General features: G+C 69.5%; 16 protein-coding genes. 9 read left to right on the top strand and 7 right to left on the bottom strand.

The annotated features are described in order from the left end of the window. Window positions 1-195 precede the first annotated feature (195 nt). From ACH35V_RS01820 to ACH35V_RS01805, 4 genes are read left to right on the top strand one after another with little or no spacing between them, the layout of a single operon-like run. Window positions 196-2,214, top strand: a complete 2,019-nt coding sequence (locus tag ACH35V_RS01820; RefSeq protein ID WP_395969720.1) for a carbamoyltransferase — start codon at window positions 196-198, stop codon at window positions 2,212-2,214. Window positions 2,215-2,265: 51 nt separating this feature from the next. Further along, window positions 2,266-3,564 (top strand): NAD(P)/FAD-dependent oxidoreductase, encoded by a 1,299-nt coding sequence (locus tag ACH35V_RS01815; RefSeq protein ID WP_395969719.1) that lies wholly within the window; start codon window positions 2,266-2,268, stop codon window positions 3,562-3,564. After that, entirely contained in the window at window positions 3,564-4,724 is a 1,161-nt protein-coding gene (locus ACH35V_RS01810; protein WP_395969718.1) for a DegT/DnrJ/EryC1/StrS family aminotransferase, read from the top strand. The genes ACH35V_RS01815 and ACH35V_RS01810 overlap by 1 nt, the downstream gene beginning before the upstream one ends. After that, window positions 4,721-5,467, top strand: a complete 747-nt coding sequence (locus ACH35V_RS01805) for a class I SAM-dependent methyltransferase (RefSeq protein WP_395969717.1) — start codon at window positions 4,721-4,723, stop codon at window positions 5,465-5,467. Before ACH35V_RS01810 ends, ACH35V_RS01805 begins: the two co-directional genes overlap by 4 nt. Before the next feature lie 64 nt (window positions 5,468-5,531). Here ACH35V_RS01805 and ACH35V_RS01800 read toward each other — a convergent pair whose 3' ends face one another. The 6 genes from ACH35V_RS01800 to ACH35V_RS01775 form a co-directional block, all read right to left on the bottom strand. After that, a complete protein-coding gene (locus ACH35V_RS01800) occupies window positions 5,532-6,905 on the bottom strand; it encodes an NAD(P)/FAD-dependent oxidoreductase (protein WP_395969716.1) in 1,374 nt (457 codons plus the stop codon). Window positions 6,906-6,930: 25 nt separating this feature from the next. Continuing rightward, on the bottom strand, window positions 6,931-8,112 hold the full coding sequence (locus tag ACH35V_RS01795) for an acyl-CoA dehydrogenase family protein (RefSeq protein WP_395969715.1): 1,182 nt from the start codon (window positions 8,110-8,112) through the stop codon (window positions 6,931-6,933). A 104-nt stretch (window positions 8,113-8,216) separates the two neighbouring features. After that, window positions 8,217-10,106, bottom strand: coding sequence for a hypothetical protein (locus ACH35V_RS01790; RefSeq protein ID WP_395969714.1), 1,890 nt, complete (start codon window positions 10,104-10,106; stop codon window positions 8,217-8,219). A gap of 53 nt (window positions 10,107-10,159) precedes the next feature. Next, window positions 10,160-11,944, bottom strand: a complete 1,785-nt coding sequence (locus tag ACH35V_RS01785) for a hypothetical protein (RefSeq protein ID WP_395969713.1) — start codon at window positions 11,942-11,944, stop codon at window positions 10,160-10,162. 24 nt (window positions 11,945-11,968) lie between these two features. Beyond that, on the bottom strand, window positions 11,969-13,264 hold the full coding sequence (locus tag ACH35V_RS01780) for an activator-dependent family glycosyltransferase (protein WP_395969712.1): 1,296 nt from the start codon (window positions 13,262-13,264) through the stop codon (window positions 11,969-11,971). A gap of 27 nt (window positions 13,265-13,291) precedes the next feature. Continuing rightward, window positions 13,292-14,449 (bottom strand): epoxide hydrolase family protein, encoded by a 1,158-nt coding sequence (locus ACH35V_RS01775; protein ID WP_395969711.1) that lies wholly within the window; start codon window positions 14,447-14,449, stop codon window positions 13,292-13,294. 182 nt (window positions 14,450-14,631) lie between these two features. Here ACH35V_RS01775 and ACH35V_RS01770 point away from each other — a divergent pair, with 182 nt between their 5' ends. From ACH35V_RS01770 to ACH35V_RS01755, 4 genes are all read left to right on the top strand, one after another. Then, window positions 14,632-15,672 carry an RNA polymerase subunit sigma-70 gene (locus ACH35V_RS01770; protein ID WP_395969710.1) on the top strand — a complete coding sequence of 347 codons (1,041 nt, stop codon included), beginning with the start codon at window positions 14,632-14,634 and terminating at the stop codon, window positions 15,670-15,672. Window positions 15,673-15,767: 95 nt separating this feature from the next. After that, complete coding sequence (locus ACH35V_RS01765; RefSeq protein ID WP_395969709.1) at window positions 15,768-17,339, top strand: MFS transporter; 1,572 nt, start codon at window positions 15,768-15,770, stop codon at window positions 17,337-17,339. A gap of 21 nt (window positions 17,340-17,360) precedes the next feature. Then, the gene (locus tag ACH35V_RS01760; protein ID WP_395969708.1) at window positions 17,361-18,038 is read left to right on the top strand and encodes a DUF899 domain-containing protein; all 678 of its coding nucleotides are present in this window, start codon (window positions 17,361-17,363) and stop codon (window positions 18,036-18,038) included. A 49-nt stretch (window positions 18,039-18,087) separates the two neighbouring features. Further along, window positions 18,088-18,393, top strand: a complete 306-nt coding sequence (locus ACH35V_RS01755) for a hypothetical protein (protein ID WP_395969707.1) — start codon at window positions 18,088-18,090, stop codon at window positions 18,391-18,393. A gap of 146 nt (window positions 18,394-18,539) precedes the next feature. Here the strand turns inward: ACH35V_RS01755 and ACH35V_RS01750 are convergent, their stop codons facing one another. Beyond that, window positions 18,540-19,112, bottom strand: coding sequence for a glycoside hydrolase family 25 protein (locus tag ACH35V_RS01750; RefSeq protein WP_395969706.1), 573 nt, complete (start codon window positions 19,110-19,112; stop codon window positions 18,540-18,542). A 316-nt stretch (window positions 19,113-19,428) separates the two neighbouring features. Between ACH35V_RS01750 and ACH35V_RS01745 the strand changes: the two genes are divergently transcribed. Then, entirely contained in the window at window positions 19,429-20,175 is a 747-nt protein-coding gene (locus ACH35V_RS01745) for a FadR/GntR family transcriptional regulator (protein ID WP_395969705.1), read from the top strand. Window positions 20,176-21,157 lie beyond the last annotated feature (982 nt).

Below are 21,157 nucleotides of genomic sequence, written 5' to 3'. Positions count from 1 at the left end.
CGGAATTATGGGCACAGATTTGCCATTCCCGAGGTCGGTGTCACCACCGTAGCACTCCTTACAAAAAGGCCACTTCTCGCAGAATGCGCGGGCGGCGGACAAGAGCGCAATTTAGAAGATGCGCCAGGTAGCCGAACGCTGGAAGTGTGGATTCAGCTCATGTCCGGGAGTCGCGAACAGACGGTTGGTGATCACATGCTGGTGCTTGGCCTGACGGGAAACTTCGGGACCGCGGACGCGGATCTGGTGCCCGGCATGCCGGACTACTACTTCCATGACGCGGCGGCCTGCCTCGTCCAGGACGGGGTCACGGTCGCGGCGGTCGAGGAGGAGCGCCTCAACAGGATCAAGAAGACGACGAAATTTCCGGTCAACGCCATCAGGGCCTGTCTCGACAAAGCCCGCGTACCGATTTCCGAGCTGGACGCCGTCGGCTATTACTTCGAGCAGGGATTCACCGATCACGCGCTGAATATGTGGTACGCGGAAAATCCGCTGGTGCCGGCTCGCTACTCCCGCGAACTCATCCAGGACCGGCTCCGCGGAGAGTTCGGCTGGGCGCCCGCCGACTCCGGCCTCCTGTACACCGCGCACCACGAATCCCACGCCACCTCGTGCTTCCTCCAATCCGGAATGGCGGAGGCGCTCGTCGTCGTAATGGACGCCCGCGGCGAGGACCGATCGGGAACCGTGTTCCGGGGAGAACGCGGCCGCCTGGAACCCCTGGCGACGTACTCCATTCCGAAATCGCTCGGAACGCTGTACGAGAACGCGATCCAGCTGGTCGGGTACCGGTTCGGTGACGAGTACAAGGTCATGGGTCTGGCTCCCTACGGCGACCCGAACACCTACTCCGAACTCTTCGAGAGCCTCTATCTCCTGCGGGAGGACGGGGACTACGAGCTCAACCCCGCCGCCCCCGAGGCCAGCCTGGTGGCCCCGACGTTCTTCGAGAGCGGCTTCCTTCCCCGCCGCAAGGGAGAGAAGTTCACCCAGCAGCACATGGACTTCGCGGCCGGTCTCCAGCGCACGCTGGAGACGGTCGTCCTGCACGTGCTCACGCACTGGGCCCGCGCCACCGGCCTGCCGAACCTGTGCTTCACCGGCGGCGTCGCCCAGAACAGCAGCCTCAACGGCGTGATCCTCCGGTCCGGGCTGTTCGACGAGGTGTTCGTGCATCCCGCCTCGCACGACGGCGGCTGCGCCGAAGGCGCCGCCTTGGCCGCGGCACGCGAACTCGGGGCCGACCACGCCGAGCGGCCGCGGCTGCGCAGCGCCAGCGTCGGGCCCGACCTCGGGGAGAAGTCCGGGATCGAGGAGACGCTCAAGTCCTGGAGCAGCCTGATCGAGTTCGAGGAATGCCCGGACGTCGTCGAGACGACGGCCGGGCTGCTCGCCGAGGGCCTGGTGCTGGGCTGGGGATACGGGCCCTCGGAGTACGGGCCCCGGGCGCTCGGGAACCGCAGCATCGTCGCCGACGCCCGTCCGGCGGAGAACCGCCACAAGATCAATGCGATGGTGAAGAAGCGGGAGGGATACCGTCCCTTCGCTCCGGTGGTCACTCCCGAGGCCGCCGAGACGTACTTCGACCTGCCGGGCACCAGGGCGAACTACGACTTCATGTCCTTCGTGGTCGACGTCCGCGCGGAGCGCAGAGCCGAACTCGGCGCCGTCACCCATGTCGACGGCACGGCCCGCATCCAGATCGTCGATCCGGTCACCAACGAGAGGTTCCACCGGCTGGTCCGCAGGTTCGGGGAGCTCACGGGAACCCCGGTGCTGCTGAACACCTCGTTCAACAACAACGCCGAGCCCATCGTGCAGACGGTCGAGGACATCCTGACCTGCTTCCTCACCACCGACCTCGACGCCCTGGTGGTGGAGGACTTCCTGATCCGCCGGCGGCCCGCGGGCTCGGCGGACGTCGACGGGTTCGTCGTCGGGCTCCGGCCGGTCACCAGGCTGGTCAAGAGCACCAGGCCGGACCCGGCCGGCCTTCCCCAGGTGATCCGGGAGATCTACCTGGACTACTCCACCGGGCCGCGCGCCGAGGTGTCGGCGGACCTCTTCGCCCTGCTGGAGAACGCCGACGGGACGACCACGCTCGCCGGGCTCGCGAGCCGGCGCGGCGTGGCCCTCACCGATCAGATCAAGACCGAGCTCATGACCCTGTGGCAGACGCGGTTCTTCACTCTTCGTCCGGGGCTCGGCTGATCCCCTGGTGGGCCGCGACGGCATCAGCATTCGTAACAGGAGGAGGCGAACATGGTGGATCGATCCGACGTCGTCGTGGTGGGCGGCGGGGTGATGGGCGCGTGCCTGGCTCTGCATCTGCTCGAGGCGGGAGTACGTGACGTACGGCTACTGGAACGGGACGGTCTCTTCCAGGGCACCAGCGGCGCGGGGGGCGGCTTCCTCGCGCCGTGGACCACCATCTCGCCGCTGCACGGCGCGGAGTCCGAGGCCCTGCCGCTCGAGCGCTACGCCCTGGACTTCTACCGCGGCCTGCACGAATCGGGCTACGACATCGACTACCGCCGCAACGGCGTGCTGTGGATCGCCGCCAGCGAGGCCGCGTGGGACCAGACCCAGGAGCTCATGTGGCTCGCGGCCGATCCGGACAGCGTCCCCGTCGAGCCGCGCCGCCTGCCGGAGCTCACCGGCGGCGTCGTCTCCGCTGCCGGGGTGCACGGCGCGCAGCTCATGCCCTGCGGCGCCCAGGTGACCACCATCAAGGTCGCGAAGGCGCTGGAGGACCGCATCACCAAGCTCGGGGGGATCGTCGACACGCGGCGGCCGGTGACCGAGATCCGGGTGAGCGGCGGCCGGGTCACCGGGGTGGCGACGCCGAGCGGGCCCGTGGACGCGCCCGTCGTGGTGACGGCCGCGGGCGCCTGGAACAACGAGCTGCTCCAGCCGCTGGGCCTGTTCCTGCCGACGGTTCCGCAGGTGACGTCGCGCATCACCACCGAACCGCTCGGGCTTCCCGAGACGCTGCCGGTGATGATGCTGCAGGGGCTGAAGCCGGACGAACCCGGCGGCGGGACGGTCCTGTGGGTGCGGTGGCACGACGGCGGGCTGCTGTGGGGCGGCATGTACATGACGTACCCGCGGAACATCCTGGTCGGCGCCCCCGTGCCGGACCGGCTCGACGAGCTGCCGACCGACGGCGTCCTGGAGAACCTCCGGGTGGCCGAGGCGGCCGCCTTCCTGCCCGCGCTGTCGGGCAAGGCGAGCATCTCCGTCAAGCACGGCGCGCCCTGCTACACCCCGGATGACAAGGCGCTCGTCGGCCCGATGCCGCAGGTCGACGGCCTGTACGTGATGGGCGGCGACAACGAGCTCGGCGTCACACACGCGCCCGGACTCGGCAAGGCGCTGGCCGACACCATCGCGCACGGCCGGAGCGACCTGGCCGACCTGGCGCCCTGGCGCCCCGACCGGTTCGGCGACAGGTTCCCCGACCAGGCGGCGACGTTCGTCGCGGTCGCCGAGTCCGTCGGCATGCTGCTGATCGGCGACGAGTACCAGCCGGCCGCGTCCTCCGGCCAGGGATCCGCGTGATGATCAACGTGTTCCAGCCGGAACTGCGTGAGCGGGAGCTCGCCGCGGTCGCGGAGGTCTTCGACAGCAACTGGGTGGGGAAGGGGTCGCGGACGGCCGAGTTCGAGGCGGCGTTCGCCGGCCATCTCGGGGTCGCGGCCGAGCGGGTGATGTCGGTCAACTCCTGCACGGAGGGGCTGTTCATCGCGGCGGCGCTGTCGGGCGCGGGGCCCGGCGACGAGGTCGTCCTGCCGACGGTGAGCTTCGTCGGGGCCGGCAACGCCGTCGCCTCGCTCGGGGCGACGCCGGTCTTCTGCGACGTCGATCCCCGGACCCTGAACCCGACCCTGGACGACGTCACCGCCGTCGTCACGCCGCGTACCAAGGCCATGATCCTGCTGCACTACGGCGGCCATCCCGGCGCGGTGGCGGAGATCGCGGAGTTCTGCCGCGAACGCGGGATCTTCCTGATCGAGGACGCCGCCTGCGCGGTCGCCTCCACGGTGGACGGCCGCGCGTGCGGCGTGTTCGGCGACGTCGGGGTGTGGAGCTTCGACGCCATGAAGATCGTGGTCGCCGGGGACGGCGGGATGCTGACCGCCCGCGACCCGGACCTGGTCGCGCGGGCGCGCAAGCTCGCCTACTTCGGGCTGGAGCAGTTCAGCGGCTTCTCCCAGGCCAAGCAGTACGACACCCGGTGGTGGGAGTTCCAGGTCTCCTCCTTCTCCCGGCGTTCGATCATGAATGACATCCTGTCGGCGATCGGCCTGGTGCAGCTGGACCGGCTCGCCGAGTTCGTCTCCCGCCGCGGCGCGATCACCGCCCGCTACGACCGGGCGTTGGCCGACGTCGACGGGCTGCGGCTTCCGCCGCCGCTACCGGCGGGGCACTCCAGCTCCCACTACCTCTACTGGGTGCAGATGGATCCCGCGATCCGGGACGGCGTCGCCCACGACCTGTACGAGCGGGGCGTCTACACCACGTTCCGCTACGCGGCGCTGCATCAGGTCGCCGCGTACGGGTCTCGGGCCCGCCTGCCGAAGGCGGAACGCGCGGTGGCCGAAACGCTGTGCCTGCCCCTCCACCAGTCGCTCAGCGAGGAGGACGTCGACCAGGTGACGGCGGAGCTCCGCGCCGCGATCCACCGGCGTTCGCCGGATCTCGCCGGACGAGCCAGATGACGGAGCAGAGCCAGGCCACCGCGGTCTACGGCCGGGACGTCAGCGAGGTCTACGACGAGTTCTACGAGGGCCGCGGGCAGGACTTCGCGTCGCAGTCCGAGACGGTGGCCAGGATCGTCGGCGAACGGAAGCCCGGCGCTCGATCGATCCTGGACGTCGCCTGCGGGACCGGCCGGCACCTGCACCGGCTGGCGAGCCACTTTCCCGAGGTCGGCGGGGTGGAACTGTCGGCTCACATGTGCACGCTGGCGAGGAGCAGGGTGCCGGAGGCGTCGATCGTCCAGGGGGACATGCGCGACTTTCGGGTCAGCCGTTCCTTCGCCGCGGTCTGCTGCCTGACCAGCTCGATCGCCTACATGCCGACGGAACACGACCTGCGGGCCGCCGTCGCGACCATGGCGGGCCACCTGGTTCCCGGCGGCGTCCTGGTCATCGATCCCGGATGGTCTCCCGACACGTTCCTCGACGGTTACGTGGCGCACGACGTCGTGCGCGGCGAGGACCGCACGGTGGCACGGCTGTCGCACTCCCGGAGAACCGGTGTCTCCGTCCGCCATGAGGCCCACTACCTCGTCGCGGACGCGTCCGGCATCAGGCACTTCACCCACGTGCAGCCGCTGACGCTGTTCAGCCCCGCGCAGTACCTCGGGGCGCTGGAGCGGGCGGGCTGCGCCGCCGCGCACCTCACGGACGAGGCCGCGTTCGCCGACCGCGGCCTGTTCGTCGGTGTCCGTGGCGGGTGACGCGGCCGGCATCACAAAGGTGGGCGCTGAGGAGAATCTCCTCAGCGCCCACCTTTTCGTTCGCCTACTTCGTGACGGCCTCGCGCGATGCGCTGCTGGGCGCGGCGCCGGCCGGACGCCACATGTTGCGCGCCACGCGGAGCATCACGCTGGGCCGCATGAGCGCCTGCGGCGTGTCGATGAGACCCGCCGCGCGGATGAACGCGGTGGTGAGCGCGGAATCGTGCACCGCGGCGGCGTGCAGCCGCGCGATGTAGGCGTTGGCCATCCGGATCTTCGGTGTACGGCGCCCCTCGACCTCGGGGTACCCGAGATCGGCGCCGGACGAGAAGTCCCAGGGCGCGTTGATGTCCCGCGCGATGTCGTTGAAGAACCGCCGCGGCCGGGGCAGGCCGTCCTGCTCCAAGTGCCGCCGGAGCGTGAGCATCTCCAGCGCGGCCGTGGTCATTCCCTGACCGTAGACCGGGTTGAAGCTGGACGCCGCGTCGCCCATCACGAGCAGCCCCTCCGGGAAGCGGGCCATCCTCTCGTAGCGGCGGCGCACGCTCGCCGGGAAGCGGAAGCTCACCGCTTCGTCGAGCGGTTCGGCGTCGCACACCGCCTGGTAGATGTCCGGCACCGGGAGCGTCCGGGTGAACTCCAGGAACCCGTCCGGATCCGTCGGCGGGTAGTCCCCGAGGATGCCGGTGAGCGACAGCTCGATCCGGCCGCCGCCGCCCGGGAGCTTGTAGAAGAACGCCCCGCGCGGGTGGGACGGCGTCGCCACCGGAATGATCGCGAGGTCACCTCCGAAGGGATCGGACTTCAGCTGGAAATGGCGCGTCGTGTAGGCGAGGCCGATCTTCACCTTCTCCTCGGGAGGACGCTCGTAGCCGAGTTCCTCGAGCCAGACGGGAGTCCTGGACGCCCGGCCGGTGGCGTCGATCACCAGGTCCGCGCTCAGCGTCTCCGCCGAGTCGCCGTGAACCCGCGCCCCGGTGACCCGCCGCCCGTCGGACGACGCCACCAGCCCGACGATGTCGCGCCGCTCGCGGAAGCTCACGTTCGGCAGAGCCTCCACCCTCTTGCGGATGTGGTACTCCAGGACCGGCCTCGTGGCGGGCACGCAGGCCAGCCCGGCGTGGGCCGGCCGCAGCCGCTGCCCGTTGAGGATCCACCGGATGTCGCCGTTGAAGTCCCCGGTCTCCACCCCCGCCTCGATGAGCTCCTCGGTGAGCCCGGGGAACTCGTTCTGCAGGATCTGCTGGCCGCGGGCCAGCAGCCCGTGCGCGTGGCGGCCGTGCGGGACGCCGCGGCGGGGACCGCGCACGCCGCTCAGCTCGTCGCGGTCCACCACCAGCACTTCCGAGAACGTCTCGGAGAGGGTCTTCGCCGCCAGCAGGCCGGCCATGCTCCCTCCCAGGACCAGGGCGACGTCCCTGCCGCGCTCACCCATCATCGCGCGTTCCTCTCGCACATCCGGGTCAGAGGTACATCGTGTTGGGCGGCTGGCCGCACAGGATCCGGCCGTACAGCTCGAAATTGGTGTCGGGATGCATGAGGGCGTGCTGGTTGAGCGCCTGGAGATCGCGCAGGATGCGCTGGACCGGTTCGGTGTTGTAGATCGAGGAGCCGCCGCTGGCGGTGCTCAGGACGTCCACCGCCTCCTTCGTGAGGCTGAACACCCGGCCCAGGGCCGCGCGGGCGCCGACCCGCTCCTCCAGCGACCAGGGCTCGCCCTCGGCGGACTTCGCGTCCAGCTTCGCGGCCAGCCGGTCGGCGTGGAACCCCGCCTCGTCGATCTTCAGGCTGGCCTCCGCGACCTGGAGATGGGTCAGCGGCGCCTCGGCCTGGCGGGCGTAGTCGGTGTAGGTGATCTTCCGCTCCGGAAGCCGTTCGAGGAAGCCCGCCAGGCCGGCCTTCGCGAGGCCGATGGCGGCCCCGGTGAAGGTCCCGCAGCCGGTCGCCATCATCGGCGCGCGGTAGACCGCGGCGTCCGCGTTCGCCTTGGAGGCGAACTGCTCCTGCAGCACCAGCGGCATGGGGTAGACGCGGTGCCCGGGGACGAAGAGGTCCGTCGCGACCGTGGTCACGCTGCCCGTTCCCCTGAGTCCGGACGTGTGCCAGTCGTCGACGATCTCCAGGTCCGGCATCGGGACGAGGGCCATGACCGGCCACTGGGTTCCGTCCGGGGCGGGTCCCATCGCGATGATCACCTGCCAGTGGGCGTGCAGGGCGCCGCTGATGAACCGCCACCGGCCGTTCACCGTGAAGCCGCCGTCCCGGGGCTCCGCCGTGGCGCTGGGGCTCAGCACCCCGCACACGCGGACGTCGGGGGTGACGAACACCTCGTCCTGCGCCTCGTCGGGGAACAGGCATGCCAGCCAGGTGCTCATCGCGTAGACGGCGGTGTTCCACGCGGCCGAGCCGTCGCCCATGCCGATCTCGCTGATGACGTCCAGCACCGTGCGAGCGTCACTCTCGTACCCGCCGTAACGGCGCGGCACCCTCATTTTGAAGACGCCGGCCTCGGCCATCGCGTTGACCGTCTCGTGGTGCAGCCGCCGGTTCTCCTCATGCCACGCCGAATGGGAGGCGAGAACGGGGGCCAGCTTTGCCGCCCGGCCGACGAGTTCTGACTTCGAAGGGATTTCGGTGCCGAGCATCGTGCCTCCTGTAAGAGTGGCGGGCAGGAATTCACCGTGCCGTTCTGGCCTTCTCAGTCTCACGTTCGCGCGAACCCGGACGCATCTCCGTGATTGCGCATCGATTACCTTCCGTCGAGGGGGCCGGTGACCGCGGTGATCGTTCCGTTCGGCAGCCAGCTGTTGTTGACGTGGGCGCCATGCCCGCCTCCGGAACGGGGGGCCGGGACGCCTTCTCCGGATTGAGCGCCATGCCCATGAGCGCCGGAGCGGGCCACTTGGTCGTCCTTTTCTTCTGCAGGGCCCTCAACTGAGCCGATCGGGGTTCCCGGGATGGAAAGTATCGAGGCGGCGTACAACTGCCGGGCGGTCCGTTCCGGGCCGGGCCCGCCGGACCAGCCATAGAAGCCCGCGGCGGTCGCGGGTTCACCCGGGAACCGGGCCTCCTGGGCGGCGACATAAGCGCGGCCTCTCGCATGGGCCGGGTCGAACTCCAGTGGTAGAAGCTGACCTGCCGGTGATTCGAGCAGCCGCGCGTTGAGCAGCCATGGGGCGAGATAGGTGCCCTGCGCGGTGAGCCGCCCGGCGCCGACGTCCCGCACCGCCCGGTCGGCGCGCGCCCACCCCGATACGACGATCAGCGGACGGCGGCGCCCGGGAGGCGCGACGTCCAGCCGGCGCCGGGCCGCCTCCGCGCGCACCGTCGCCGCCGCCTGGACCCCGCGCGGCGACAGATCGCTGATCAGCCCGATGTCCTTGACGCCCCGGCCGGCGATGAAACCGACGATGTTCCTGAGCGCGTCCGCGTCGGCCGCGGTGAGGCGGTCGGCGGGACACGACTCCAGCCGGGTGGAACGGCCGGCGATCGCCCGTCCCAGGGCCAGGCTCGCGCACTCCGGCCCGTCCGCGCCGCGGAGATCGGCCCCGCCGCGCCCGCTCCCGGTGTCGAGCGGAAGCCCCGCGGTGTCGCCGCGGTGCCGGATCCAGACCCGGTTCTGACCGGAGGTCAGCCATACCCGCGCCCACGAGTGCCTGGTTCCCGGTTCGGTGGTTCCCGGGGAGAGCGCGGACCTGTCGGTCCCGGCCGACGCCCCGTCCGTCCCTATGTGCACCAGATTCCACCCGGGCCGGTTCGGCGCCACGAGGACCGGGACCCGGGCGTCGCCGAGGGACACGTCGGCGAGGACGGGCGCGCCGGGAGCGGAGGCGCCGGGCAGCGGGATCGCGGTGAGCGCCGAACCGGCCATCACCACGGCGGCCAGGCTCACGGGCTGCGTCCGTACCAGCCCGCCGAGCCTGTGCGGCACACGCCATACCGCCATCACGACCGCGGCGCCGCCGAACAGGACGAGCGCCTTGGTGACGACGAGGACACCGAACCACGAACCGAAGTTCCGGCTCGGGTAGAGGCCGGCCAGCTGAGCCTGCGTCAGGCCGGTCACGGCCAGAACGATGGCGGACGCCAGTATCGGCGGCGTCAGCGCTCGGACAGCCTGGCGGCGATGCTCCGGCCCGGCGGTCACGAGCAGGAGCACCGCACCGATCCAGAGCGCCGCGGCGAACGAGTGGACCAGCGCCGAACCGAAATGGATCGCGGACTGCACGGCCGACCCGGTCAGCCCGCCATGCTCGGACGACGACGCGGCGTACCCCGCCATGGCGAGTGCGACCACCGCTCCGGCAGCTCCGGCCAGGCGGGTTCGCGTCGCCAGCGCGGGCAGCATGAGCGTCGCCAGCGCCGACACGACGATCACCGGCCGCGTCTCGTCCACCAGGACGGCCAGAACCTGGCCGGCGGCCACCAGTACCGCCAGGGCCAGGAGGAGAGGCCGCCTCCGCCGGCCCGGTGCGCCCGCGACCGAATGGAGCATCGCCATTCCCGCCACAGCCATGATCGGGTAGAGGGCCAGGGCGCGCACGGCGGCGGCCACGCCCGACATGACGAGCAGGACGAGCACGGTGAACAGGACGAGCAGGACGAGCAGGGCGGCGCCCGCGACGACGAGGACGGGCACCGGGCGGCTCGTTCGCCACCCGGTGCCCGTCCGCCGTATTCCGTCCAGTCGAGTCACCGGCCCGCGTCCGCGAGGCCGGGGAGCACGTCACGGTCGGCGGCCACGAACAGCACGCCGTGCGGCCGGGCGGCGCCGCGGGAACCGTGCGGCCAGACCTGGCGGTTGAAGTCGACGCACGGTTTGCGCGTGTTCTCGTCGCGGAACGTCCGGTCCAGCGACAGCCCGCCGCCGGGACCGACGTTGATCATGCAGACCTGGTGGTTGCCGTCGCTGTAGGTGTCCTTCACGAAGTAGTTGGACACGGCCAGCCGGCGGATCTTCTCGGTCTCCAGGTACTTGCCGCCCGGGCCGGGACGGAGGTTGTCCATCGCGGCCCAGTGCGGCCCGCCGGAGGTGAGGTCGGTGACCGGCAGGGCGCTCACGAGCGCGGGGCAGTCCGGTTCGGCGCCTCCCGCGCCCACCTCCTGGAACGTGTCGATGCTGCACTTCGGCTCCGGGCCGGACGCCAGCAGCTTCTTGATGTCGAGGACGTACACCATGCCCTCGTTCTTGTTCGCGGCCGGTGAGTCCGGGCCGGCCTTGAGGACGGTGTGGAACAGGTAGCGGTCGTCGGGGCTGACCATCAGCCAGCTTCCGCCGTCAGAGCTCGCCTTCGGCGTGTTCGTGGGGAACAGCGACTTGAACGCGGTGGTGTCGTCGAAGACCTCCCGCCACCGCGGCTTCTTGGCGGTGATGTCCGGGGTGTAGAAGACGGCTCCGCCGCTCATCGTCGAGGCGAACGCGCCACGGTTCCGCGGCTTGTTGGTGGCGACGGTCTCCATCACCATGTACGACTCGATGCCGATGCCGAACTTCCCGGGGTCGTTGCGCGGGCCGACGGGCACCCGGGTCACGTTGACGAGTTCGGGATTGTTGCGGTTCTTGACGTCGAAGGTGCGGACGGTCTCCCGCGCGACCCGCGGCGGTGGCGGCGTCTCCGGGTTGAGCATGTTGCGGACTTCGGCGAAGTCGCTGGTGACCACCCGGTTGAGATCTTCGCGCACCGCGATGCCGTGCGGGTTGGCGCACGAGGCCTTCGGCAGCGCGGGGATGTTCAGGCAGTAGCTCGGTTCCGCCTTCGCCATCGCGGCGGGTGCTTCCGCAAGTACACGTCCCTTCTGGTCCAGGCGCACCACTTCACCGGGCGTACCGCCATATCCGTTGCCGTACCGGACCTCACCGTTGGTGTAGGTGCACGGGCCGGTGACGTCAGGGCCGCCCATGTACGTCGCGTAGGCGGTGCCGTCCTTGAGTACCGAGTAGGCGTCCGGGGCCGATCCGCAGGGCGTGTCGTGCGGCAACGTGATACCCGACAGGCCGACTAGGGGCAGCCGAGCGACGTCGAACACATAGGTCGTGTCAGAAAGGAGGCCCCCCGCATAGACTTTCTGTCCCTTGTGCCACACATATTGCATATGGTGCGGCTCGTTGCCGAACTTCGAGTCGATGGTGACCGTGTTGACCACTTTGCCGTAGCTGGACGAGCCGCGAGTGACGTCGATGACGGCGAGGAAGTCCGGATTCGGGGAGTCCCCGGCGCCTTTCTGGTCAGCGCCTCCCCAGGCCAGCAGCCATTCGCGGGGACGGTCGCCGTTGCCGGCGGCCTTGCGGTCGAGATGATTGGTGACGGAGTACGGCTTGCCGTCGGTTCCCTTCACGCTCGATCGGATCGTGGCGATGCGCTGCTCCCCCGCGGTGCTCGGCGTCGGCGCCGCCAGAAGCGCGGCGGTGATCAGTGTCGGAAGCAGGACGGCGACCGTTCGGTGCCGTCGGCGCAGCAGTAGCCGTAAATTGGTCAATGGAGCTCCTCGACTCGGGCTGACTCAACGGCGGGGCTTCTCGGCGGCGCGGTACTGCAGGGTCAATTTCTCGAGCACCGGGACGATGTCGTTCGGTGTCGGCATGGCCAGCGTCTCCTTGCGGAGCCGCTCCGCGTTCACCGTGAACTGGGGGTCTTCGAGCACACGCACGAGCGCGTCGCGCAGAACGTCGGCGGAGAGCTGGTCGGAGTCGCACACATAGGCCCCCGCCTTCTGTTCCTCCAACCCATTGGCCATGGCCACCGGGCCGTACCATTTCTCGCTCCACCAGGTGCTCGGAACCAGGAGCTGCGGCACGCCGTGCTCCACCGCGCCCGCGAACGTCCCGGCGCCGCCGTGGTGGATGATCGCCGAGCAGCTCGGCAGCAGCACGTTCAGCGGGACGAACGGGATGGCGCGCAGGTTGGCCGGCAGGCTCGGCAGCGCGACGAGCTGCTTGGGGTCCAGCGTCGCGACCACTTCGACGTCGAGATCGGCCACGGCCTCGATGAGCGCGTTGGCCGACGCCTCCACCCGGCCCGCGTCGCGGTGCGAATTGCCCAGCGTGATGCACACCCGCGGCCGTTCCGGCTTCTCGTACAGCCATCTGGGAGCCATGGAGGGACCGTTGAACGCCAGATGCCGCATCGGGACGTAGTTCACGCCGGACGGGTGCCACGTCCAAGAAGGCATCGGGTCGATCGTCCAGTCGCCGACCGCGATGTCCTCGCCGAAAGTGCAGTCGTACCGGTCGAGCTTCGGCCGCAACCAGTCCCGGAGCGGATCCTCACCGGTCTCCCGATACCGCTCCAGAACGTGCGACCGCAGCTGCCCTACCCCGTCCGTGGCCAGGACCAGGCGGGCGTGGGCCGCGCCGGCCGCCCGCGCGGCCACCGGGCCGGCGTAGGTCAGCATGTCCCAGATCACCAGGTCCGGCTCCCAGTCGCGGGCGAAGCCCACCAGGTCGTCGAACATCGTGTCGGGGTTGATGACCGGAAAGAGGTTCGCGACGAGCGAGGCGAACTCGCCGGCCGGGTCGTCGCGCGCGTAGTCGAGCTGATGCTGCCGGACGATCGGCCCGGACACCGGCTCGGCGGCCACCGCCTGCGTCGGGTCCGCCTCGTTCATCTGGGCCGTCACCTCGGCCTCTTGCAGCCCGCCGACCGCCACACCGGTCAGGCCGGTCGCGGTGATGTCCTCGACCAGATCGGGCTGGCTGACGACGCACACCTCGTGGCCGGCGGTCCGCAGCGCCCAGGCGAGCGGAGCCATCACATAGGTATGGGACTTGTTCGCGACGGTGAGGAACAGGACGCGCATGGAAAGTCCTTCACTGGGTTTCGGTGGTCATCGCAAAAGGCGGGTGAACGCTCGGATGTCGCTGACCAGGGCGGCCGGCTGCTCAATGGCGGCGAAGTGCCCACCACGTTCGAACTCGGTCCAGTGGGCGAGCGTTGGGAGTACACGCTCAGCAAAAGCGCGGATGGGTCTTGAGGCGTCCGCTGGAAAGGCCGCCACCCCGACCGGCATGGTGAGATTCCATGGCCCGCCCCAGGTCCGCATGAAATCCGCGGTGTCATGCGCGGACTCGTAGTAGAAATGGGCGCTGGATCCGGCGGTGCGAGTGAGCCAGTAGATCGTCACGTTCGTCAGCAGCGTTTCGCGATCCACCGCCTCTTCCGGCACCTTCTCCGAGTCGCTCCATTCCTTGAACTTCTCGACCATCCACCCCAGCTGCCCGACCGGCGAGTCGGTCAGCGCATAGGACAGGGTCTGCGGACGCGTCGACTGGATCTGGCGCCAGCCCGCGCCGTCCTCCGCGAACGCCGCCATGTGCGCCAGCCGCGCCTGGTCCGCCTCGTCGAGACCGGAGAGCAGGGCGGGATCGTCGGGAGGGATCGTCACCAGCATGTTGACGTGGACGCCGGCGATGAGCTCCGGATCCGCGAGCCCGAGCTCCAGGGAGATGACACTGCCCCAGTCCCCGCCCTGCGCGACACACCGCTCGTAGCCCAGCCGACGCAGCAGCTCCGCCCAGGCGCGAGCCACCCGGCGAACGTCCCAGCCGGGTTCGGCCACGGGCCCCGAGAACCCGTACCCGGGAATCGACGGGATGACCAGGTGGAACGCCTCGGCCGGGTCGCCACCGTGGGCCCGCGGGTCGGTGAGCGGCCCGATCACCTTCTCGAACTCGGCGATCGATCCGGGCCAGCCGTGGGTGACGATCAGCGGCGTCGCGTCCGGCTCGGGCGAACGGACATGCAGGAAATGGACGTTCACGCCGTCGATCTCGGTGCTGAATTGAGGAATCCGATTCAGTCGTTCCTCCGCAGCGCGCCAGTCATAATCGTGCTGCCAGTAGGCCGACAGTTCCTTGAGGTATTCCAGCGGAACGCCGCGCTCCCAGCCTGCGCCCGGCGCTGCCGGAGGCCATCGTGTCGCGGCCAGTCTGCGGACAAGATCGTCAAGGTCTTCTTGTGGAACCTCGATGCGGAAGGAACGCATGCAAGTACCCTTTCTATCGCCTGCAAGGTCCCACTCCGCCGCCTTATGGTGCATCTTCCAGATTGCGCTGGCCGTCCCGCCGGGATCGGAGCCGTCCGCGAAGACGGCGGCGGGCGCCGACGGCGCCGTTGTAGGCTGGACGAAGTGCGAGGCAGGGATGTTCTTCAAGTGAGGCCCACGTCATGACGCACCAAGTGAAGGAGAGCGCGGACCCCGCCGAGGCACGATCGGGCGGCGGCGCCGCGTTCGCCGAACTCGCCAACAGGTACCGGCCGGAGCTGCAACTGCACTGCTACCGGATGCTCGGTTCCCTGGAAGACGCGGAAGACCTCGTCCAGGAGACGTTGCTGCGCGCCTGGCGCAAACGCATGAGCTTCGAGGGCCGGTCCGCGCTCCGCACCTGGCTGTACCGGATCGCGACGAACCTGTGCCTCGACTACCTCGAACGCATGCCGCCGGCCCGGCAGAAGGCGACGGCGGCCGACCCGGGCGGGGCGACGCCGCCGGCGACCTCCATCCGCTGGCTGCAGCCGTTTCCCGACCAGATCCTGGACGACCTCGTCTCGTCCGAGGCGACGCCGGACATGGTGGTCGTGGCCAAGGAGACGATCGAGCTGGCCTTCATGGTCGCCATCCAGCACCTGCCGCCCCGCCAGCGCGCGGTGCTGATCCTGCGGGACGTGCTGGGCTGGTCGGCCAAGGACACGGCGGCCCAGCTGGGCGGCACCGTGGCCTCGGTCAACAGCGCGCTGCAGCGGGCCCGGCCGGTGCTCAAGCGCCGCCTGCCCGAACACCGGCTGGAGTGGCAGGGGACGACGGACGTCAGCGAGGACGAACGGCAGGTCCTCCAGCGCTACATGGCCGCGATCGAGAGGGCCGACAGCGCCGCGCTGGCGGCCGTCCTGCGCAAGGACGCCCGCGCCGGGCAGCGCGCCGGGGCCGGCGGGCACACCGGGCCGGAGCCGCTGTGGGTCGAGGGCCGCGACGCGATCATCACGGCCTGGGCGCCGCTCCTGCAGCACACGCACGACGCCGAACTCCGGCTCAGGCCGACCCGGTCCAACCGCCAGCCGGCCGTGGCGACCTACCTGCGGATGTCCGGCGACGACCGTCTCGAGGCCTTCGCGCTCACCGTCCTGCGCATCGACGGCGGCGGTGTGGCCGAGGTCGCCACCTTCGCGCCCGACACCTTCCCCGCCTTCGGTCTCCCGTCGACGCTCTAACGCTCTGACCTGCAAGGAGATGAGTTTTTGACGGATCTCCCGTCTCAGTAGTGACGGCTTCTTCACACCACTGACGCGGCAAGGAGATCCACAACGTGACAAGCGAAGCTTTGCCGCCACCGGCCAAGGCCGGGAGGCGCGAATGGATGGGGCTCGCCGTGCTGGCGCTGCCCACACTCCTTCTGGCCATCGATCTGAGCGTGCTGTATCTCGCGCTCCCCCGCCTGAGCGCGGATCTCGAGCCCAGCAGCGTCCAGCAGCTCTGGATCACCGACATCTACGGGTTCATGGTCGCCGGTTTCCTCGTCACCATGGGAACCCTCGGAGACCGGATCGGCCGCCGGCGGCTGCTGATGATCGGCGCCGCGGCGTTCGGCGTCGCGTCGGTGGTGGCCGCATTCTCCGTCAGCCCCGGCATGCTCATCGGGGCCCGGGTCGCGCTGGGAGTCGCCGGCGCCACGCTGGCGCCGTCGACGCTCGCCCTGATCAGCACGATGTTCCGCGACCCCAAGGAGATGGGCGTCGCGATGGCGGCCTGGATGAGCTGCTTCGTCGGAGGCAACGCGCTCGGGCCGATCGTCGGCGGGGTGCTGCTCAACTACTTCTGGTGGGGCTCGGTCTTCCTGCTGGCCGTCCCGTTCATGCTGCTGCTCCTGCTGGCCGGGCCGGCCCTGCTGCCCGAATTCCGGAACCCGAACCCGGGCCGGATCGACCCGTTCAGCGTCGTGCTGTCCCTCGGGGCGATCCTGCTGACCATCTACGGCCTCAAGGAGACCGCCAGGGAGGGCTGGGAGCCGCTGGCGGCCGCGGCCATCGTGGTCGGGGTGGTCCTCGGCGTGGTGTTCGTGATCCGCCAGCGCGGGCTGAGCGTCCCCCTGCTGGATCTGGCGCTCTTCCGGAACCGCTCGTTCAGCACGGTGCTGATCATGATGCTGGTCGGCGGCGTGTTCCTCGGCGGACTCACGCTGATGGTCACCCAGTACCTGCAGCTGGTCCAGGAACTCACCCCGATGCGCGCGGCGCTGTACCTGCTGCCGTCCATCGTGGTGATGACCCTCGCCTCGTTCGCGGGGCCCAGCCTCGCCCAGCGCATCAGGCCCGGCAACGTCCTCGCGATCGGGCTGCTCCTGTCCGCCGTGGGGTACGCGCTGCTCACCCAGCTCGACAGCACCAGCTCGCTGGGCTTCGTGGTCGTCGCCTGGGCGGTGGCCCTCGGCGGCACGGGCTTGCCGGCGGGCCTCGGCATGGGCCTCGTCATGGGTTCGGTCCCGCCCGAGAAGGCAGGGTCCGCGTCGGCGACGCAGCAGACGACGACAGAGTTCAGCCTGGCGCTCGGCATCGCCCTGGTGGGAAGCATCGGGACCGCCGTCTACCACAACCGGATGGCCGACGCCGTCACGGCCACCATCCCGGAGTCCGCCCGCGACACCCTCAACGGCGCACTGGCCGTGGCCGGGCAATTCCCCGAGATCCTGGCGCCCGCCCGCAGCGCCTACACCACGGGCCTGAACGTGGCCGCCGGCATCGGCGTCGTCATCACGGTCGCGCTCGCCGCCCTCGTCGCCGTCGCGCTCAAGGGCATACCTCCGCAGGGCAAGCCCCAACAGACCGAAGACGAGGCCGACGCGCCGGAGGAGGCCTCGAAACGCGAACCACAGGCGCAGTGACCAACAAAGGAGGACATCAGAATGGCATCCGAATCTCCTGCCCTTCCCAAGGTCGTCTCACGAGAGGAATGGCTGGCGGCCCGGACCGAGTTCCTGGCCAAGGAAAAGGAGCTCACCCGGGCCCGCGACAAGCTCTCCGCTGAGCGGCGGGAGCTGCCGATGGTCGAGATCCGCGAGGACTACGTCTTCGAAGGGCCGGACGGCAAGGCCACGCTCGTCGACCTTTTCGAGGGGCGCCGGCAGCTCATCGTCCATCACGCCATGTTCGACCCGTCGTGGGACGACGGGTGCCCGAGCTGCCGTTTCTCGATCCGCGACTTCGGGCATCTGCCTCATCTGCACGAAAAGGACACGACGCTCTGCGTGGTGTCCCGGGCGCCGTACGAGAAAATCGCGGCCTATAAGGAGAGGATGGGGTGGACCCTGCCCTACTACTCCTCCTGGGGCAGCGACTTCAACTACGACTTCGACGTGACGCTCGACGAGAACGTCCGCCCCGTCGTCTACAACTACCGGAGCAAGGAGGACCATCTCGCGGCCGGAATGCCCTGGTACACAAGCGGCGAACTTCCGGGCGTGAGCGTGTTCCTCCACGAGGGCGACGCGGTGTACCACACCTACTCGACCTATTCTCGCGGAGTCGACAACCTGCTTTTCACCCTGAACTACCTCGACCTGACCCCGCTGGGCAGACAGTAACGGCCGCCCGACGCTTCGGACCACCTCGATCAGTCCCATGGAGGACATCATGAGCAGGACCGCCGTCATCCGCTACGAGACCCTTCCCGAGGCGGCCGACGAGAACCACAAGGCCGTCGCGAAGGTATTCGACCAACTCGCAAAGGAGAACCCCGAAGGCCTGCGCTACACCTCATTCCGGTTGGCGGACGGCGTCAGTTTCGTCCACATCGTCGTCATGGAAGGCGACGACGACCCGCTTTCCGGCCTGTCGGCCTTCCAGGAATTCCAGAACGGCATCAAGGAACGCCTAGCCGGAACACCGGTACGCGGCGAAGCGACGATGATCGGCTCCTACCGTTTCCTTTCGGACTGACCCAGGACGTCCTCGACAGAACGAATCACGCATCCCGACGCACGCGCCGGGGCCGGTCATCCACACGTCCACGCTCAGGACTCTGGAAACGGCCCCGGTGCACCAGATCGGCACGAACCCACCGATCGACTGCCCCGGAGGCACCGTTAGGTGGTTGAGGCCCATTCCTTGAGCGCGTCGCGGTTCTTGAAGTCGGCGACGTTCTTGTCGAGCGGCTCCGAGGTGTATTGATGGAAGAGCCATTTGTCCTTGATGAGCGGGTCACCGGCCTCGCGGTAGTCGGCGATCCATAGCCCGTCGGCCTTGTAATCGCCGGTGCTCTCCCTGGTCCACAGGTCGCGATTGACGTACAGGATCAGCTTGTGGGCGGGACGCAGCTTCTTCACCTCGCGCAGGAACTTGTCCTTCTGGGCGCTGGTGGCACGCCGTCCCTTCGGGTCGGTCTCCCAGTCCAGAGCCAGGATGTCGCCGTCCTCGGCGCCGCAGTGCTCGACGAAGTACCGGGCCTGCGCCGTGATCCGGGCCGGACTCAGACCCCGCCGACCGAGCAGGAAGTGGTAGAACCCCACCACACAGCCGTCTCGGCGAGCCTGCGCGGCCTGCCGCTCCCGGCGCGGGTTGGTGTAGGAGCGTCCTTCGGTCGCCTTGACGATCACGAAGTCCAACCCTTCGGACTCGAAGGAGGGGTTGTGGGATGAGACGTCGACGCCGTGAAGCACGACGGCCCCCTTTCGGCTCTCACACCGACCCCTGCACCGCTTCTTCCTCCACCACCGACGCCGCCTACACGCCGCCGGGCAACAAATCCGTTCATCCAGGCCACACCGCCATAGCGCCAACTCCTGGCCACCCCGAACAACCACCACTCGGCACCACCTCCCGTCCCGGACGAGCTGCCCGGATCTCCACGGTGTCGTTGGTAGGGAAGCGCCGCCAGGAGTGGCCAGACATGTTCACATGCGCTGGTATGATTCTCGCACCGCCAGTGACGCATGTCCTGAATCGCGGCGGGTCGCCCAGCGAGGAGCGAAAGTCATGACCGCCAAGTATGAGGCGTCCGCCGGCATGGGCAGGTTCACTGCGGTCGAGCGTACGAGCCCGACCCAGCAGGTGCGCGAGCAGCTGCTGGAGGCCATCGAGCGCGGCGACATCCCCGCGGGGGCCATGCTGCCCTCCGAGCGCGTGCTGTGCGAGACGTTCGGCGTCAGCCGGGTCAGCGTGCGGGAGGCGCTGGCCGGCCTGGAGGCCATGAAGATCATCGAGATCCGGCACGGTCGGGGCGCGTTCGTCCGCAAGAGCATCAACGAGCAGTACGCCGAGCCGTTCGCCAAGTACCTGGAGCTGCACCGCGACGAGCTCATCGAGCTGAACAAGGTCCGCGGCGCCCTCGACGAGCTCGCCGCGGCCGAGGTCGCCGAGCACGCGACCGACCAGGGGCTGGCCGAGATCGAACAGGCCCAGGAGGTCTTCCGGGCGGCGGCCGCGCAGGACGCGCCGAACCTGGCCGAAGTGTCGCGGCTGGACGTGGAGTTCCACCTGTCCATCGCGCGCGCGACCGGCGGAGAGCTGCTGCCGCGCCTGCTCGGTGAGCTCAACGAGGTCATGACCGAGTCGCGTCCGGCCACCTTCTCGCGCGAGGGCCAGCTCACCCGCTCGATCCGCGACCACCAGGCCATCGTGACCGCGCTGAAGAGCCGAGACGCGAACCGCGCGCGCAAGGCCATGCAGAAGCACATGCTGGCAATCCGCGAATGGTACGAGGACCTCCCCGGCAAGAGCTGAGCCCCGTACCGCCCGCTCCCCTTCCTCCGCCGCTCCTCTTCCCTCGGGTCGGTGCGCGCCATCGGCCGGTTTGCCAGTCGCGTCACCCGCCGGTTACGCAGCGCCCGCCATCCGCCCGCTTCGCAGTACGCACCACCCCGCCCGCCGATCTCGCAACGCATGCCGTCGGCCGTTGCGCAGCGCACGCCACCCGCCGAATTCAATGTTCACGCCGTCGGCCGGCATCGCGGTGCGCGCCATCCCGCTGGCCTCGCCGTACGCGTCGTCGCCGGATTCGCTGAGCGCGCCGCCCACCCGCTTCGCAGCGCACGCTACCGCCACCGGTCTCGGCGTTCACGCCATCGGCCGGGGTCCGTGGAGCGCGTTGTTCGCTGGCTTCGCAGCACGCGCCACTGCCGGATTCGCAGAGCGTGGAAGCCGTCGCTTTGGCGTTCGCGCAGTCGGTTGGTTTCGCATAGCACCATCCGTCGGTTTCGCAGTGCGCGGCACCTGCCGGATTCGTAAATGGGCAGCCTCGGCCGGTTTCAGAGTTCGCGCCGTCGGCCGGGTTCTCAGAGCGCGCGCCACCTGGACTCTCATGGCGCGGTATCGCTACGCGGTGCACGGCACTGGGCAGGTGCGATATTCGCTCCGCCGCCGGATTCGCGATGCGCGGTATCCGCCAGTCGCGGTGTGCGGTATGGGGCGGAGGTACACGTTCACGCCATTGGCCGGGGTTCGCTTGCTGCGCACCGGGCGGGGGCGGCGTTCGCGTTGGCGGGCGGGCTCGCGGGGTGTGGCAGCGGCTGGTTTCGCAATGCGCGCCATCAGACGATTCCGCAACGCGCGGCGGCTGCCGGGATTCGCAGGGCACCAGGGGGTGGTGTTCGCGTGGTCGGGTGGTTCGTGGAGTGTGGCGGCGGCTGGTTCGCGGTGTGTGGCAGTGGGTGGGGCGGGCTGTTCGTCGGGTGGTTTTGTGGGTGGGTGGGGCGGTGGGGTGCGT

This window comes from Actinomadura sp. 1N219, from assembly GCF_044326405.1.
Classification (GTDB): Bacteria; Actinomycetota; Actinomycetes; order Streptosporangiales; family Streptosporangiaceae; genus Spirillospora.
The sequence above is the reverse complement of the archived record's forward strand: the minus strand, read 5'-3'. Positions and strand labels throughout refer to the sequence as shown.

Excerpts from the sequence above, each read along its gene's own strand:
- ACH35V_RS01820 (WP_395969720.1), top strand. The coding sequence starts at position 196 with ATGCTGGTGCTTGGCCTGACGGGAAACTTCGGGACCGCGGACGCGGAT.
- ACH35V_RS01815 (WP_395969719.1), top strand. The coding sequence starts at position 2,266 with ATGGTGGATCGATCCGACGTCGTCGTGGTGGGCGGCGGGGTGATGGGC.
- ACH35V_RS01810 (WP_395969718.1), top strand. The coding sequence starts at position 3,564 with ATGATCAACGTGTTCCAGCCGGAACTGCGTGAGCGGGAGCTCGCCGCG.
- ACH35V_RS01805 (WP_395969717.1), top strand. The coding sequence starts at position 4,721 with ATGACGGAGCAGAGCCAGGCCACCGCGGTCTACGGCCGGGACGTCAGC.
- ACH35V_RS01800 (WP_395969716.1), bottom strand. The coding sequence starts at position 6,905 with ATGATGGGTGAGCGCGGCAGGGACGTCGCCCTGGTCCTGGGAGGGAGC.
- ACH35V_RS01795 (WP_395969715.1), bottom strand. The coding sequence starts at position 8,112 with ATGCTCGGCACCGAAATCCCTTCGAAGTCAGAACTCGTCGGCCGGGCG.
- ACH35V_RS01780 (WP_395969712.1), bottom strand. The coding sequence starts at position 13,264 with ATGCGCGTCCTGTTCCTCACCGTCGCGAACAAGTCCCATACCTATGTG.
- ACH35V_RS01775 (WP_395969711.1), bottom strand. The coding sequence starts at position 14,449 with ATGCGTTCCTTCCGCATCGAGGTTCCACAAGAAGACCTTGACGATCTT.
- ACH35V_RS01770 (WP_395969710.1), top strand. The coding sequence starts at position 14,632 with ATGACGCACCAAGTGAAGGAGAGCGCGGACCCCGCCGAGGCACGATCG.
- ACH35V_RS01760 (WP_395969708.1), top strand. The coding sequence starts at position 17,361 with ATGGCATCCGAATCTCCTGCCCTTCCCAAGGTCGTCTCACGAGAGGAA.
- ACH35V_RS01755 (WP_395969707.1), top strand. The coding sequence starts at position 18,088 with ATGAGCAGGACCGCCGTCATCCGCTACGAGACCCTTCCCGAGGCGGCC.
- ACH35V_RS01745 (WP_395969705.1), top strand. The coding sequence starts at position 19,429 with ATGACCGCCAAGTATGAGGCGTCCGCCGGCATGGGCAGGTTCACTGCG.